Raw genomic sequence first — 13,066 nt, 5'->3', positions numbered from 1 at the left:
TTCGGTCAGCCGACAGGCTGATGCAGCGTCGGCGCATACCGCAGCACCGCGCCCACGCCGTCGGCCGGAGAGATCCGCTCGTCGGTGCGCACCAGGGCGGCGCCGACCGAGATCGCCGACACCGGCAGCGCCTCGTCGGCCCGTAGGGTCTTGGCGGGGGCCGCGCCCTGTTCGGACAGCACGTTCTCGTCGGGTGCGATCGTCGTCAAGGCCTCATCGGCGACGACGGTCGCGTCGCCGATGTCGCCGATGATCAACGTCTCCACCGCGCCCTGACGCAGCGCCGAGCAAACCGCGCCGAGCCCCTCGGCCGCCAGTCCCGACTGCCGCCCGATCTCGGCGGTAAAGCGCTGTGCCGCATCGTCGATCGTGCGCAGCTGGCGTTTGACGAATTCGCCTTCGATGGCGTGCTCGATCTCGCCGAAGTCGTGACCGCTGTGCCGTGCCCCGATCTCGAGTGCCACCGTGCGCTCCCGCATTCGCTCGGGCAGCGCGGCCAGAAGATCGGAGCGCGAGCGCACCTCGCCCACCACGAAGATCACCTCGATCGCCTTGTCGTCGGCGAGCTCGGCGACGCGGTCAGCGACGGCACGCAGGTTCTTGCGCGCTGCCTCTTCGGTGCGCAGCTGCGGGTCGCCGTAGCCCGCGGTCTCGGCTCCGGCGGATTTGTGCACCGGATAGCCACCGCCGTCGACGGTCTCGGTGCGCAGCGTCCCAGCGATGTGGGTGGTGATGTCGGCGCCGCTGTGGTCGACGATCACCAGCACGTAGTCCGGATGATCGAAGCTCTGCTCGAGAATCGGCACCAGATAGGGCAATTCGGAGACGCGAACGATATCGGTCGCGGCGGGGCGGGCCAGGTGCTCGTTGATCACCACGCCGTCGGCACTGGCGATCACCGCACGTCCGCTGCGGCCGATCGGTGGACGCAGGTTCATGATCGCGTCCTCGATCTGGCCGATGACCGCTGCGCTGGCGCGCAGCCGTTCCAGCTCTTCCTTGACCGCTCGCCACTTCAGCTCGAGTTGGGCCTCGGCGTCGTGGGTGTCGTGTGAGTCGTCGAAGTACACCGAAGCGAACGGCCCCGGTGCGTCCAGCAGCTTGCGGAAGCGTTGCGAGTCCATGCTGTGTTGGTTGCCCCACGAGCCGGGGGACAAACACCTAGCTTCGATCGCCCTCGCTGTCGTCGAAGAAGTGCCATTCGCTGTCGTGCTGGACTTCCATGCGCCAGCCGAGTTCGCTGTTGTCGGCCTTTTGGTCGACGAACCATGCGTGCGCGTCGTCGGCGCTTTCGATGTCTTTGGTCGCGACGACGTCGCCCTTCGGGTCGAGCACTCGATAGGTAGCCATGGATGGCAGTGTTCCCACTGCCGCGGTTGTCAACCGGTCGGGATTTCGGCGGTGATCGTGTCCAGCAGCGCGGTGTACCGGCGGGATTCGGGATCCCGCCCGGGTTTGCCGCTGCTCACCACGCCGGCCGACAGCCCGCGGGCGGGGTCGGCCCAGATCGCGATGTTCACCAGTCCCAGATTGCCGAACGCGTGCGGCGCGTCGCGTCCGAACGGACCCCACCGTTTGGTGCCGAGGATGTACCCGGTGCCCCAGCGGGCCGGTTGCAACCCGACAGCGAAATCCGGTCGCAGCCTTCGGCATTCGGTTACAGCACCGTACATGGTCTCCGGACTGATCACCCGCACGCCGTCGAGTTCGCCTCCGCGCCGCCATATTTCGGCGAACCGCGACATCTCCTGCGCGGTCGACACCGTGTTCGACGACGGAATGATGGTGGTCAAGAACATCGGGGAGTTCGTGTACGGGATCATCTCGTGCACCGTGCCGCCGATCGCCTTGCGGAAGATCTGCGCGACCACCGGCGGGAGCGTCCGCCCGGTGGCGTGGCTCGGGGCGACCAACGGGACATCCTCCTTCGCGACGCCGAAGTTGGTCCAGCGGAAGCCGAGCGGGTCGAGGATCTCGGTGGCCAGGATCTCGCGAATCTCCTTGCCGGTGGCCGCGTAGACGATCTCGCGCACCAGCGGGCCCCAGGTCAGCGCGTGGTAGATGTGCACCAACCCGGGCCGGTAGAGCGGCCGCAACTCGCCCAGCTTCTGCTGCGCGTATTCGTGGTCATCGGCGCGGGTGACGTCCGGCCTGGGCCCGGTGGGGAAGGGCAGCCCCGCGCTGTGTGTCATCACGTGCCGAATGGTGATCCGGTGCTTGCCATGACTGGTGAACGTGGGGATGTATTCGCACACCCGGTCATCGAGCGAGAAGACGCCGCGCTCGACGAGCATGTGCACCACGGTCGCCGCCATCCCCTTGGCCGCCGAATACACGCAGAACGGTGTGTCGGGCGTGACCACGATCTTCTCCGCGTCGGGCGGATCAGTCGGCGCGTTGCCCCAGCCGTGGCCGATCGCACGGTTGAGCACAACGCGGCCGTGCTGTCGGATGCACAACTGGATCGCGGGATGGAAGCCGGCGCGGTACCAATGTCGCGCTGCCTGCCAGATCCGCTCCACGGCGGCGCTGTCGATTTCCGAGTGGTCCTCGGCGCCGATCGCCGTCACAGAGTCCAGGTCTGCCGGGAGGCGGATCTTGCCGTCGGGAGTCACCTCAGCGAGGGTACGTGGCGAAAAATCATTCCCCGGTGAACTGCGGCGGACGCTTCTCGAACGTCGCCGAGATGCCCTCGGTGAGGTCCTTGGACGGCAGGAAGGCCGCGTTCCAGGCCGCGACATACCGCAGGCTCTCCGAGACCGCCGCGATCCGCTGCTGGTCGAGTACGTCCTTGACGCCGTGCACGGTCAGCGGGGGATTGGCGGCGATTTCCGCCGCGGTGGCATGCGCCGCGGCCAGGGCGGCGTCGGCGTCCGCGTACACGTCGTTCACCAAACCGATCTTCTCGGCGCGGGCCGCATCGATGTCCTTGCCCGTCAGCGCCAGTTCGCGCAGGTGCCCGTCGTTCAGGATCATCGGCAGGCGGGCCAGGCTACCGACGTCGGCGACGATGGCGAGCTTGACCTCCCGCACCGAGAACTTGGCGTCGGCGCTGGCGTATCGGATGTCCACCGCGGAGATCAGGTCCACGCCGCCGCCGATGCACCAGCCGTGCACCGCGGCGATGGTGGGGGTCCGGCAGTCGGCCACCGCGCTGATGGCGCCCTGCATGCGCTTGACCTCGCGGTGAAAGACCGCGCGCGGCCCGGCCAGCGCGTCGCCGGACAGCAGCGGGGTGAACGAACCGCCCATCGCCGGCACGTCCAGGCCGTAGCTGAAGTTCTTGCCCGAGCCGGTCAGCACGATGGCCCGCACCTCGGGGTCCGCGTCCAGCGCCGCGAACAGCTCGGGCATTTCCGACCAGAAAGCCGGTCCCATCGCATTGCCCTTGCCCGGCCCGATCAGCGTCACCTGGGCGACGTGGTCTTTCGTCTCGACGGTGACGGATTCGTATGCTTGCGCCATATCGAGACCGTAGCGTGGCGAATATGGCCCCTGACTTGCGACCCGGACCGCATTCCCCGCCCACCGACGAGCTGCACAGCGCCGAGGACACCTTGGGGGTCCTGCAACGGGTGCTGCACCCTATCGCCTCCGAGGACCTGTCACGACAAACGCCGTGCACGGAATTCGACGTGTCGGATCTGACGGGGCATCTGCTGAACTCGATCTCGGCGCTCGGCGGCATGGTGGGCGCGGAGATTCCGGAGCGCGACGAGGGCGACTCGGTTGAGCGCCAGGTGATCGCGGCCGCTCGGCCGGCCCTGGACGCCTGGCACCGCCACGGTCTGGAGGGCTCGGTCCCGTTCGGCAAGGGTGAGATGCCCGCGAAGAGTGGGTGCGCCATCCTGTCGATCGAATTCCTGGTCCACGCATGGGATTACGCCACCGCGGTGGGTCACGACGTCGACGCTCCCGAGCCGCTGTCCGAATACGTGCTGGGGCTCGCGCGTCACATCATCAGGCCGGAGCTACGCGGACAGGCCGGATTCGACGACCCGGTCGACGTGCCCGCGGGCGCCGGCGCGCTCGAGCAGCTGGTCGCGTTCACGGGCCGCAATCCCGCGGGGTAGTTCGGCGCTGGGGCCTCGGGCGCGTCAAGTGTGAATCCTGGGCGTTGAGTGGAAAGCCACGGCGGCGTGTCGCCGCCCTCGACGCACACTCGAGGCCGTCAGTTCACACTCGATGAAGGCGACAAAGCTACTGCTCGCGTTCGAGGTAGAAGTAGTAGTACTTGCCGTTGTCCCGGACGCCCTTGCCGTTCATGATGCCCATTACGGCGTCGTCGTCGATCTTCTTGAAGTGATCGTGCACCGGCTGACCGTCGTAGACCATGGTGGCGGTGACCTCCCCGCGGAAGTCCTCCAGCCACAGGCTGGCCTCGCCCTTGCCCATCTCGACGTTGGAAAACTTGTTGCCGTCGGCGTCGAGGCAGACGAGTGGCTGCACGTCGCGGGCGGACTTGAAGGTCTTGCCGTACCAGCCGGCCTTTTCCAGTTGGCCGTTCATCTTGTGGCCGGTCTGGAACTCGCCGCCCTTCCACTCGCCGAGCATCCCCTCGATCGTGGCGGGAGCCAGCTCCGCCCAGAATCCGTCGAGCTCGGAATCCGCGATGTCGCCGCTGCGCTCCTTGAACTCGGTGAACTTCTTCCGCGCGAGATCCACGGCGTCTCCTTATGATTCGGTGCGGGCTATCCAGTCGCGGGCAAAATGCAGCAGGGCGTCATTCTCCTTCGGCGCCCCAATGGTGACACGGACGCCTTCGTTCGTGAACGGGCGCACCACCAGGTGCGCATCGGCGGCCTGCTCGGTGAAATCCATGGTGCGCTCACCCAGCGGTAGCCAGAGGAAGTTGGCCTGCGACGGGGGCAGCTCGAAACCGGCATCGCGCAGTGCGTCACCGACGCGGGTGCGCTCGACGACCAGCGCGTCAGTGCGGGCCATCAGCTCGTCGGAGGCCTCGAGCGACGCGATCGCGGCCGCCTGTGCGACGTTCGTCACCGCGAACGGCATGACCACCTTGTCCAGCGCGGTGATCAGGTCCGGGTGGCCCACCGCGTAGCCGACGCGCAGCCCCGCCAACCCGTAGGCCTTCGAAAAGGTCCGCAGCACAACGACATTGTTGTGGGTCAGCGCCAGGTCCAAGCTGTTGGGCTGCATGCCGTCGCGGATGTATTCGACGTAGGCCTCGTCGATGGCGATCAGGACGCGGGGCGGCACGGCCTCGACGAATCGCGTCAGCGCGCCCGGGTCGACGACGGTGGACGTCGGATTGTTGGGGTTGCACACGAAGATGAGCCGGGTGCGGTCGGTGATGGCGGCGAGCATCGCGTCGAGGTCGTGCGTGTGGTCGGTCAGCGGCACTGTGACGGTGGACGCGCCGGACACCTGGATGATGGGCCGGTAGCACTCGAAGCTGCGCCAGCCGATCATCACCTCGTCGCCGGCGGCGGCGGTGATCTGAACAAGCTGCTGGCACAAGGTGACCGAACCGCTGCCGACCGCGATGTGCTCGGGGGCGACGTCGGAATCCAGGTGCATGGCCAGCGCGGCCTTGAGGTCGACGCTGGCGCTGTCCGGGTAGCGGTTGACGACGGCGACCGCGCGCTCGATCGCCGCATGCACGCTGGGCAGCGGGCCGTAGACGGTCTCGTTGCTGGCCAGCTTGATCGACCCGGGCACGTTCTTGCCGGGGACATAGACCGGCAGTCCGTCCAGTTCGTTGCGCAGGCGGGCGGTCATTTCGACAGTTTATGTCTCCACTGTGTAAGGTATGGCTCCGCGCGAGCGGAAAGGGGTCCGGTACCCTCAGAAAGTCCAAGGGAGGCGTGCCAGAGCGGCCGAATGGGGCTCACTGCTAATGAGTTGTCCCCCTCAAAGGGGACCGGAGGTTCAAATCCTCTCGCCTCCGCCACGGAAACGGAACATACGCAACGACAACTAGATAACAGGCGCCCGTAGCTCAACGGATAGAGCATCTGACTACGGATCAGAAGGTTAGGGGTTCGAATCCCTTCGGGCGCGCTTCAGGTTTGCGGCCCAGCGATGCTGACGTTTGGTTCCAGGTGATGGCCGGCTGGTCCTGCGCAGCGGTCTCGTTCAATCCTTGACGCTCCCTGCCTGGGAGCGGCTATGAGGGCTGGTCTTCGGCGGAGAAGTCGTCTTTTTCCAAGTGGCGCAGGACTCGTTCGTTGAGGGCGGCCAGCATGTCGAGCTCAGCGGGAGTGAGCAGGTCGATGAAGTTTCGGCGGACATCCTCCACGTGCCGGGGCGCCGCCTTCTCGATCGCGGCACGGCCGGCCGGGAGCAGGCAGACCATGGTGCTGCGGGCGTCGTCGGGGTTGGGCTCGCGGCAGACCAGCCCGTCCTGCTGCATGCGCCGCACCTGATGGGAAACACGGCTTTTCTCCCAGCCCAGCGCGTTGCACAGCTCGTGTGCGGGCATGCGGTCCCCGTCGTGACTTGAGAGCACCGCCAGGACTTCGTAGTCGGACCCGGACAGGCCGGATTCCTGCAGACCCCGGTTCAGGCGCACGCCGAGCTGATGATGCGCGTGCATGAAGGCCCGCCAGGCGCGGTCTTCACGAGTGCTCAGCCAGTTCGGTTTCATCGATCCCATGCTAGCTGTTTGGTTGACGTGTCAACAAGTCTAATTTAAGGTTGAGTCGTCAACCTTTTGAGTCGTCAGTTAGGACGGGACACCACATGAGCAGCATCAGCATCATCGGCACCGGCAACATGGCCCGTGCCATCGGCGCACTGGCTGTAGCGGGCGGCAACACCGTTGAGGTCATTGGCCGCGATCAGGCCAAGGCCGCGGGCCTGGCCAAGGATCTCGGCGGCAGCACCGCAACAGGAGAGTTCGGCGCCGTGCCGGCCGGGGACATCGTCATCGTGGCCGTGTTGTACGCCGACGTCGTTCCCCTCGTCACCCAGTACGGAGATGCCCTCGCAGGCAAGGTCATCGTCGACATCAGCAACCCCTTCAATGCCGCGGCCGACGGGCTCGCCATCCCCGACGACACCTCGATAGCGCAGGAAGTCGCAAAGGCCGCCCCGGCCAGCGCCGGCGTGGTAAAGGCGTTCAACACCACCTTCGGTGTGGTCCTGGCCCAGGGCCGGCCGCTAGACGTCTTCATCGCCGGCGACGCGCGCGCCAAGGAGGGCGTGGCGGAGTTCATCGAGAGCCTCAACCTGCGCCCGCTGGACGTTGGCGACTTGAACATGGCGCACTGGCTGGAAGGCGCGGGCCTGGTCATGATGGGCCTCGCCCGCCACGGGGTGGGGAACTTCGACTTCGCCCTCGGCGCCACCGTTTTCGGCTGAGCCACTGCCCAAGGGGCGAACGAACAGGAGCGACGTGCCCCCCCGCGATGGTTGATACATCATCGAAAGGAACCTCCAATGAAACTAGGATTCGCACTTCCCTTTGTCGGGCCTGCCGTCAGCAGCGCCGCTGGTCTGAGCGCGTTCTGCCGCGCACTGGAGGACCTCGGCTACGACACGCTGTGGGTCGGCGATCGCCTGGTCACGCCGGTTGATATGCACAGCATCTATCCGGGCAAAGAGCAGCCGTACCCGCCGCAGATGACCCGTTACCTCGATCCGGTGCTGCTGTGGACGGTCGCCGCGACGGCAACCAGCCGGGTGCGGCTGAATTCCAGCACGCTCAGCACGTTCTACTACGAGCCGCCGCACCTGGCCCGGCTGCTGACCACGCTCGACGTCCTCAGCGATGGCCGCCTCGACGTTGGCGTGGGAATCGGATGGATGAAGGACGAACACGACATCGCCCGCGGCGCGGACTGGAGCCGGCGCGGGCAGATGCTCGATGACCTGCTGGCGTTCCTGCATAAGTGGTGGACGACCACCCCGGTGTCCTGGGACAGCGAGTTCTTCACGCTGCCACCGGTACATGCCGACCTGCGCCCGGTCCAGGCCGGCGGTCCGCCGATCTGGATCGGCGGTGCCAGCGAGGCCGCGATGCGCCGGGTCGGCCGCAGCGGCACCGGCTGGCTCGGGGTCGAGGGGCTGCAGGACGAGGTCACCGACCACTTGTGGTCGATTGCGCGCCGTGCGGCAGAAGATGCCGGCCGCGATCCTGACGCGCTGAAGACGGCCATGCGGATCAACCTCGAACCGGGCACGTCCATTGACTCGGTAGCCGACAGGCTCGAGCGCTTGGCCGGGTCGGGTACTGATGAGGCGATCGTGGACGCCTTCGCGATGTTCCCCAGCCTTGACGAGTTGCTTGACTTCGCCGCAAAGGTAATCGCCCGACGGAGCGATTATGGGAAAACTTGACGGCAAGCTACAGCTTCGGCAACCCGAAATGATTCGAATCGTTAAGACCCAGTTTCTTGTGGGCGCGGCTCTTCGCCGATACCTTCCGCCCATGACTTACAGCATTGACGGAATCGGCGGTGGCGCCGGCGGCGGCTTCGTGGGTGGGGGCGCCGGTGGCGGTTTCCTCGGCGGTGGCGGCGCGGGCGGCTAAGCCCCGGACTCGTGCACCCGGCCCGGCCGAACGATCGGGCCGGGTGGCCCATCCGGCCCGGCACGGGACAGCAACTCGAGCTGCATCCACGCAACGTCGTGCCAGCTGCCGTGTTTCCACTCGACGCGCCTGTACAGCCCGGCGTCGGTGAACCCGAATGAGCGGTGGAAGGCCGTGCTGGCCTCGTTCGGCTGGGTGATGCCGGCGAACGCCTGCCGGTAGCCCCGCTCGGTGAGCCTGCGCAATAGTTCCGTGTACAGCTTGCGACCCCCACCGCTACGGCGATGGCCGGTGTCGACGTAGATCCCAATCTCGGTCGACCACTGGTATGTGGCAAGGCGATTGAAGGCGTGCCCGTAGGCGAAGCCGATCACTCGGCGATCGCGTTCCAGGACAAGCCATTCGTGGGCGGCCTGGGCGGCGGCGATGCGCGTGGCCATCTCGTTTTCGGTCGGGACGTCGATCTCCCAACTGATGGCCGTGCGCTCGACGTAGAACCGGTAAACGGCAAGGCACGCAGCCGCATCCGTTGCCGATGCCGGCCGGACCAGGTCGCCGCTCGCGTGCACGCCGCCGCGCTACGGGCGTGGCTGGAAGGGGCCGCCGAACGGACCCCGGCGGGGCGGTTGGGTCACGGTCTGCGTGACGGTGCTGGTTTCGGTGCTCGGTTCCACCGTCGTCGACGGCTGCGTAGTGCTCGTGTCGGTGCTCGGCGGCGGGGCCGTCTCGGTCACGGTCTCGGTCGGGCCTCGACCGCCGCCACCCCCGTGGTGCCGCGGCGCCTCCTCCGTGGTGGTCACCGGCGCGGTGGTGGATGGGACTGGCGTCGTGGTTGCGGGGCTGGGCGCACGCGACCCGCTGGTGAGCTTGACCACCGCGAACACCAGCGCGGCCAAGAGGATCACCCCGATGGCGCCGGCCGCGACGAGCACCGCCGGACGGCGGTACCACGGCGTCGGCGGCTCCGGCGGCCGTGGCTCGGGCTCGTAATACCCGCCGTACCGCGCGGCCGCGGTCGGCTCGGAGTAGAAATCCGGTTCCTCGGGATAAGGCGGCACGAGAGGAGATGTTAGTAGGAGCCCTTGTCGGAGATGAGGCCCAGCGCCCGCTCGAAAAGATGCACCGTGGCCGCGTGTAATTGGTCGCCGACCTCCTTCTCGGCTTTGCCGGCGCAGGCCCGGGCCAGCGTCCCCTCGATCACGATCCCGAGCTTGAAGCAGGCCAGCACGGTGTACCAGGTGATGTGGGACAGGTCGCGGGTGGTGTTGGCGGCGTAGCGCTCGAAGAGTTCGCCGGTGCTGGCCAGCCCGTCCTGCCCGCCGAGGGCGTGGCTGAACACGCTGGAGCCGTCGGGCTGACGCCAGGTGGCCAGCAGCCAGCCCAGATCCAGCAGCGGGTCGCCGATCGTGCACATCTCCCAGTCGACGATCGCGACCACGTCCGGGCCGGTGTGGGAGAACATCACATTGGCGGCGTGATAGTCGCCGTGCATGATGCCCGGCGTCCAGTGGGCCGGCCGGTGCCGGTCCAGCCAGGACGACACCTCCTCGATGCCGGGGATGTCCGGACCGGGGTAGCCGTCGTACTCGTTGTAGGACTCCAGCTCCGAAAGCCAGCGCGGCACCTGGCGTTCCAGGAAGCCCTGCGGCTTGCCGAAATCGGCCAGGCCCACCGCAACGTGGTCGACGGCGCCGAGCTTGGCCAGCGCGTCGGCCATCGACAGGCCCATGCCGTGGCGCACGTTGGCGTCGCCGGCGTGCAGGGGTGGCAGACCTTCGCCCGCGTTGAATCCGTCGACCGGATCCATCAGGTAGAAGACGGCGTCGCCCAGCACAACCGGGTCGTCACAGGCGGCAATCAGGTGGGGGTGGGGGACGTCGGAACCAGCAAGTGCGGCAAGGACTTTCGTCTCCCGCAAAATCACGCTGTTGCTGCGCGGACGCAAGTGGCGTGGGCCGCGCCGCAGCACATAGGGCCGGCCGGCCCTGGTGAAGCGCACCATCACGTTCTGGGTTCCGCCGGTGACATTGGAAACGTCCTGTAGCGGCCCCTCGCCGAGTCCCTGCGCGGACATCCACTCCGCTACGGCTTCCAGGTTCACGTAATCCACTCTTCAGCCCTTCGGGTGCGGCGTGTATCGGACGGTTTGCGCGCGGATCATGCCGTCGCGAAACACGAAGGTGTCGACACCGTCATCGACCCGGTTGACCGCCGAGTCGGCGGACCATTGAAGGAACAGCACGTCGTCGTCGAATAGCTGGGTTTTCAAGTCCCACTTGGCATCCGGCAGATCGGCGAGCAGTGTCTCGAAGACTCTGCGAATGGCGTCCTTGCCGCGAGCGACCCCGGCGGGGCTGAGCAGCACGGAATCCGCGGTGTAGTCGTCGACGATCTCGTCCAGGTCGCCCGCGGCCAGTGCGGTGCCGTGGTGGGCGAATACCTCCTGCGGCGTACGTGACGGGGTGGGCGTCATGGCACTCCCTTGCAACCTGTGGACCGTCTGGGAAAAAGACTAGGACAGGGGCGAGGGGCGCCCCCGGCCGGCGGCGACTGGAAGAATAGTGTGCATAACTTACTTTCTGGGGAAGGGAACTGGCGATGCCGCGGACCGACAATGACTCCTGGGAGATCACTCAAAGCGTGGGCGCCACCGCCTTGGGTGTCGCGGCAGCTCGCGCGGCCGAAACCGAGAGCGAGAACCCACTGATCAATGATCCGTTCGCGCGCGTGTTCGTCGACGCCGCGGGCAAGGGGATGTGGAGCATCTACGCCGACCCGGCGCTGCTGGCCAAGGCGGGCGACATCGAGCCGGATCTGCGGAACCGGCTTCAGCTGATGGTCGACTTCATGGCCACTCGGACGGCATTCTTCGACGAGTTCTTCCTCGGTGCCGCGGACGCCGGCGTTCGGCAGGTGGTGATCCTGGCGGCCGGCCTGGACGCGCGCAGCTGGCGCCTCCCGTGGCCCGACGGCACCGTCGTGTACGAGCTCGATCAGCCCAAGGTGCTGGAATTCAAATCCAACACCTTGCGCGAGCACGGGGCGCAGCCCAAGGCGCGGCTGGTCAACGTCCCGATCGATCTGCGTCAGGATTGGCCGAAAGCGCTGCAGGAGGCTGGATTTGACGCCTCCAAGCCCGCCGTGTGGTCGGCCGAGGGGCTGGTTCGTTACCTGCCCGCGCAGGCCCAGGACCTGCTGTTCGAACGAATCGACTCGCTGAGCGCAGAGGGCAGTCGGCTGGCGTCCAACGTGCCCGCCTCGGGTTTCACCGATCCCGCTCGTGTGCAGCGCCAGCGCGACGACATGCGACGCATGCGCGCCGCAGCCGCCGAACTGGTCGACGCCGAGATCACGGACTTCGATGACCTCTGGTACCCCGAGGAGCGCACGCCCGTCGACGGCTGGCTGCGTGACCGCGGCTGGGACGTCACGACGGCCTCGTTCTCGGAGTTGCTGGCGCGGTATGGCCGCAGCGTTCCGCCGGGCGCGGAGGACTCGATGCCACCCACTCTCTATGTGTCCGCTCAGCGGACGGCGGGCTGATCCGCTTGGCGGGTCGCCGCAAGGCTTAAACGTCAACCACCGCAACGTCTCTCGCCGGGACGATGAGCGGTCCCGGGACAGTCGGTACCCTCGCCGTTATGGCTGCGCGACGTGCCCGGCTCGGCGACGTGCATGAGATCGCGGGCGCGATGCCACACGTCCAGCGCCTGGAGGGTCCCAAGGGCAATGCGATTTACCAGGTGGGCGGGAAGTCGTTCGTCTTCTTCCGCACGCCCCGGCCCGACGCGACCGATCCGGACACCGGCGAGCGTTATGCGGACGTGATCATGCTCTGGGTGGAATCGGAAAGCGACAAGTTGGCGTTGATTTCCGATCCCACTTCGCCGTTCTTCACCACCGACCATTTCGATGGGCACCCTTCGGTCTTGGTGCGGGCCAGTCGGCTGGCGGAAATCAGCAGGACCGAGTTAGCTGAGCTGATCCAGGACGCCTGGTTGTCACGGGCGTCGAAGAAGCGGGCCGCCACCTGGCTCGCCGACCACCTCCTCTGACGTCCTGGGCACGCCGACAAGCACTGTTGCATAACCCATTGCATGTTTAGACATAAGTCAAATGGGTAACTTCACGTCCACGAGAAAACTCCTTCTCGTCCACATTGGAGGTCACGATGCGTGGCAGCGGGATCATCGGAACGGTTGCGTTGGTGTGGTTGCTGATCGGAGTATTCGCGGCATGGCAGCGCGACTACTTCAAAAACGACAACACATCATGCGCCTCAGCGGGCACGGTTGCGGTAACCGTGATCGCTGGACCCTTGAATTACTTCGGTGTCAATCCGAAAGTGACGGATTGCCATCTGCCGCAACCAAGTTCAATGCAATCGATCAACCTCTAACCACTCACTCAAAGGAAAGTCGACATGGTTATCTTAGGGATTATCCTGCTTATTCTGGGATTCTTTTTCCACGTACCAATCCTGACCACGCTGGGCATCGTGTTACTGGTCATCGGCGTGATTCTCTGGATTCTCGGCTCGGTCGGCCGCCCGGTGGCCGGTCGCCGCTA

The 13,066-nt window shown here is 66.4% G+C and carries 17 protein-coding genes and 2 tRNA genes; 8 read left to right on the top strand and 11 right to left on the bottom strand.

All coding sequences use genetic code 11. The features are described 5' to 3' along the window. Positions 1 to 5 precede the first annotated feature (5 nt). Genes AC5Y4H_RS02030 through AC5Y4H_RS02015 form a run of 4 tightly spaced genes read right to left on the bottom strand, consistent with a single transcriptional unit; the run spans position 6 to position 3,465 of the window. Positions 6 to 1,124: an Rv2629 family ribosome hibernation factor gene (locus AC5Y4H_RS02030; RefSeq protein ID WP_499978155.1), complete on the bottom strand. Its 1,119-nt coding sequence runs from the start codon at positions 1,122 to 1,124 to the stop codon at positions 6 to 8. Between the two features lie 37 nt (positions 1,125 to 1,161). Then, on the bottom strand, positions 1,162 to 1,350 hold the full coding sequence (locus AC5Y4H_RS02025) for a hypothetical protein (RefSeq protein ID WP_499978154.1): 189 nt from the start codon (positions 1,348 to 1,350) through the stop codon (positions 1,162 to 1,164). 29 nt (positions 1,351 to 1,379) lie between these two features. Then, entirely contained in the window at positions 1,380 to 2,615 is a 1,236-nt protein-coding gene (lipE, locus tag AC5Y4H_RS02020; RefSeq protein WP_499978152.1) for a lipase LipE, read from the bottom strand. Positions 2,616 to 2,640: 25 nt separating this feature from the next. Continuing rightward, entirely contained in the window at positions 2,641 to 3,465 is an 825-nt protein-coding gene (locus AC5Y4H_RS02015) for a crotonase/enoyl-CoA hydratase family protein (protein WP_499978150.1), read from the bottom strand. Between the two features lie 23 nt (positions 3,466 to 3,488). On the opposite strand from AC5Y4H_RS02015, the gene AC5Y4H_RS02010 reads away from it, so the two are divergent. Then, positions 3,489 to 4,073 carry a TIGR03086 family metal-binding protein gene (locus AC5Y4H_RS02010; RefSeq protein ID WP_499978149.1) on the top strand — a complete coding sequence of 195 codons (585 nt, stop codon included), beginning with the start codon at positions 3,489 to 3,491 and terminating at the stop codon, positions 4,071 to 4,073. 127 nt (positions 4,074 to 4,200) lie between these two features. On the opposite strand, the gene AC5Y4H_RS02005 is transcribed toward AC5Y4H_RS02010, so the two are convergent. Next, complete coding sequence (locus AC5Y4H_RS02005; RefSeq protein WP_499978147.1) at positions 4,201 to 4,665, bottom strand: DUF4334 domain-containing protein; 465 nt, start codon at positions 4,663 to 4,665, stop codon at positions 4,201 to 4,203. Positions 4,666 to 4,674: 9 nt separating this feature from the next. After that, positions 4,675 to 5,742, bottom strand: coding sequence for a histidinol-phosphate transaminase (gene hisC, locus AC5Y4H_RS02000; protein WP_499978146.1), 1,068 nt, complete (start codon positions 5,740 to 5,742; stop codon positions 4,675 to 4,677). An 80-nt stretch (positions 5,743 to 5,822) separates the two neighbouring features. On the opposite strand from hisC, the gene AC5Y4H_RS01995 reads away from it, so the two are divergent. Together AC5Y4H_RS01995 and AC5Y4H_RS01990 are read left to right on the top strand one after the other, a co-directional pair. Beyond that, a tRNA-Ser gene (locus tag AC5Y4H_RS01995) sits at positions 5,823 to 5,914 on the top strand. Positions 5,915 to 5,951: 37 nt separating this feature from the next. Then, positions 5,952 to 6,024 (top strand) — tRNA-Arg (locus AC5Y4H_RS01990). A 106-nt stretch (positions 6,025 to 6,130) separates the two neighbouring features. Here AC5Y4H_RS01990 and AC5Y4H_RS01985 read toward each other — a convergent pair. After that, positions 6,131 to 6,610 carry a MarR family winged helix-turn-helix transcriptional regulator gene (locus AC5Y4H_RS01985; protein ID WP_499978145.1) on the bottom strand — a complete coding sequence of 160 codons (480 nt, stop codon included), beginning with the start codon at positions 6,608 to 6,610 and terminating at the stop codon, positions 6,131 to 6,133. 95 nt (positions 6,611 to 6,705) lie between these two features. Here AC5Y4H_RS01985 and AC5Y4H_RS01980 point away from each other — a divergent pair, with 95 nt between their 5' ends. Together AC5Y4H_RS01980 and AC5Y4H_RS01975 are read left to right on the top strand one after the other, a co-directional pair. Further along, positions 6,706 to 7,326: an NADPH-dependent F420 reductase gene (locus AC5Y4H_RS01980; protein ID WP_499978144.1), complete on the top strand. Its 621-nt coding sequence runs from the start codon at positions 6,706 to 6,708 to the stop codon at positions 7,324 to 7,326. Between the two features lie 78 nt (positions 7,327 to 7,404). After that, positions 7,405 to 8,304, top strand: coding sequence for a TIGR03619 family F420-dependent LLM class oxidoreductase (locus tag AC5Y4H_RS01975; protein ID WP_499978143.1), 900 nt, complete (start codon positions 7,405 to 7,407; stop codon positions 8,302 to 8,304). Positions 8,305 to 8,493: 189 nt separating this feature from the next. On the opposite strand, the gene AC5Y4H_RS01970 is transcribed toward AC5Y4H_RS01975, so the two are convergent. Genes AC5Y4H_RS01970 through AC5Y4H_RS01955 form a run of 4 tightly spaced genes read right to left on the bottom strand, consistent with a single transcriptional unit; the run spans position 8,494 to position 10,970 of the window. Continuing rightward, on the bottom strand, positions 8,494 to 9,066 hold the full coding sequence (locus AC5Y4H_RS01970; RefSeq protein WP_499978142.1) for a GNAT family N-acetyltransferase: 573 nt from the start codon (positions 9,064 to 9,066) through the stop codon (positions 8,494 to 8,496). 9 nt (positions 9,067 to 9,075) lie between these two features. Continuing rightward, positions 9,076 to 9,555 carry a hypothetical protein gene (locus AC5Y4H_RS01965; RefSeq protein ID WP_499978141.1) on the bottom strand — a complete coding sequence of 160 codons (480 nt, stop codon included), beginning with the start codon at positions 9,553 to 9,555 and terminating at the stop codon, positions 9,076 to 9,078. Between the two features lie 11 nt (positions 9,556 to 9,566). Then, positions 9,567 to 10,571, bottom strand: a complete 1,005-nt coding sequence (locus AC5Y4H_RS01960) for a phosphotransferase family protein (protein WP_499978601.1) — start codon at positions 10,569 to 10,571, stop codon at positions 9,567 to 9,569. A 39-nt stretch (positions 10,572 to 10,610) separates the two neighbouring features. Further along, positions 10,611 to 10,970 carry a nuclear transport factor 2 family protein gene (locus AC5Y4H_RS01955; RefSeq protein WP_499978140.1) on the bottom strand — a complete coding sequence of 120 codons (360 nt, stop codon included), beginning with the start codon at positions 10,968 to 10,970 and terminating at the stop codon, positions 10,611 to 10,613. 125 nt (positions 10,971 to 11,095) lie between these two features. On the opposite strand from AC5Y4H_RS01955, the gene AC5Y4H_RS01950 reads away from it, so the two are divergent. From AC5Y4H_RS01950 to AC5Y4H_RS01940, 3 genes are all read left to right on the top strand, one after another. Next, complete coding sequence (locus AC5Y4H_RS01950; protein WP_499978139.1) at positions 11,096 to 12,040, top strand: class I SAM-dependent methyltransferase; 945 nt, start codon at positions 11,096 to 11,098, stop codon at positions 12,038 to 12,040. 98 nt (positions 12,041 to 12,138) lie between these two features. Next, complete coding sequence (locus AC5Y4H_RS01945) at positions 12,139 to 12,552, top strand: MmcQ/YjbR family DNA-binding protein (protein WP_499978138.1); 414 nt, start codon at positions 12,139 to 12,141, stop codon at positions 12,550 to 12,552. A gap of 104 nt (positions 12,553 to 12,656) precedes the next feature. Then, a complete protein-coding gene (locus AC5Y4H_RS01940; protein WP_064880197.1) occupies positions 12,657 to 12,896 on the top strand; it encodes a hypothetical protein in 240 nt (79 codons plus the stop codon). Positions 12,897 to 13,066: the final 170 nt, after the last annotated feature.

The sequence above is a fragment of the Mycobacterium sp. NGS58 genome (genome assembly GCF_059812385.1).
Note: the sequence above shows the minus strand (reverse complement) of the source record. Positions and strands in the feature narration are given on the sequence as shown.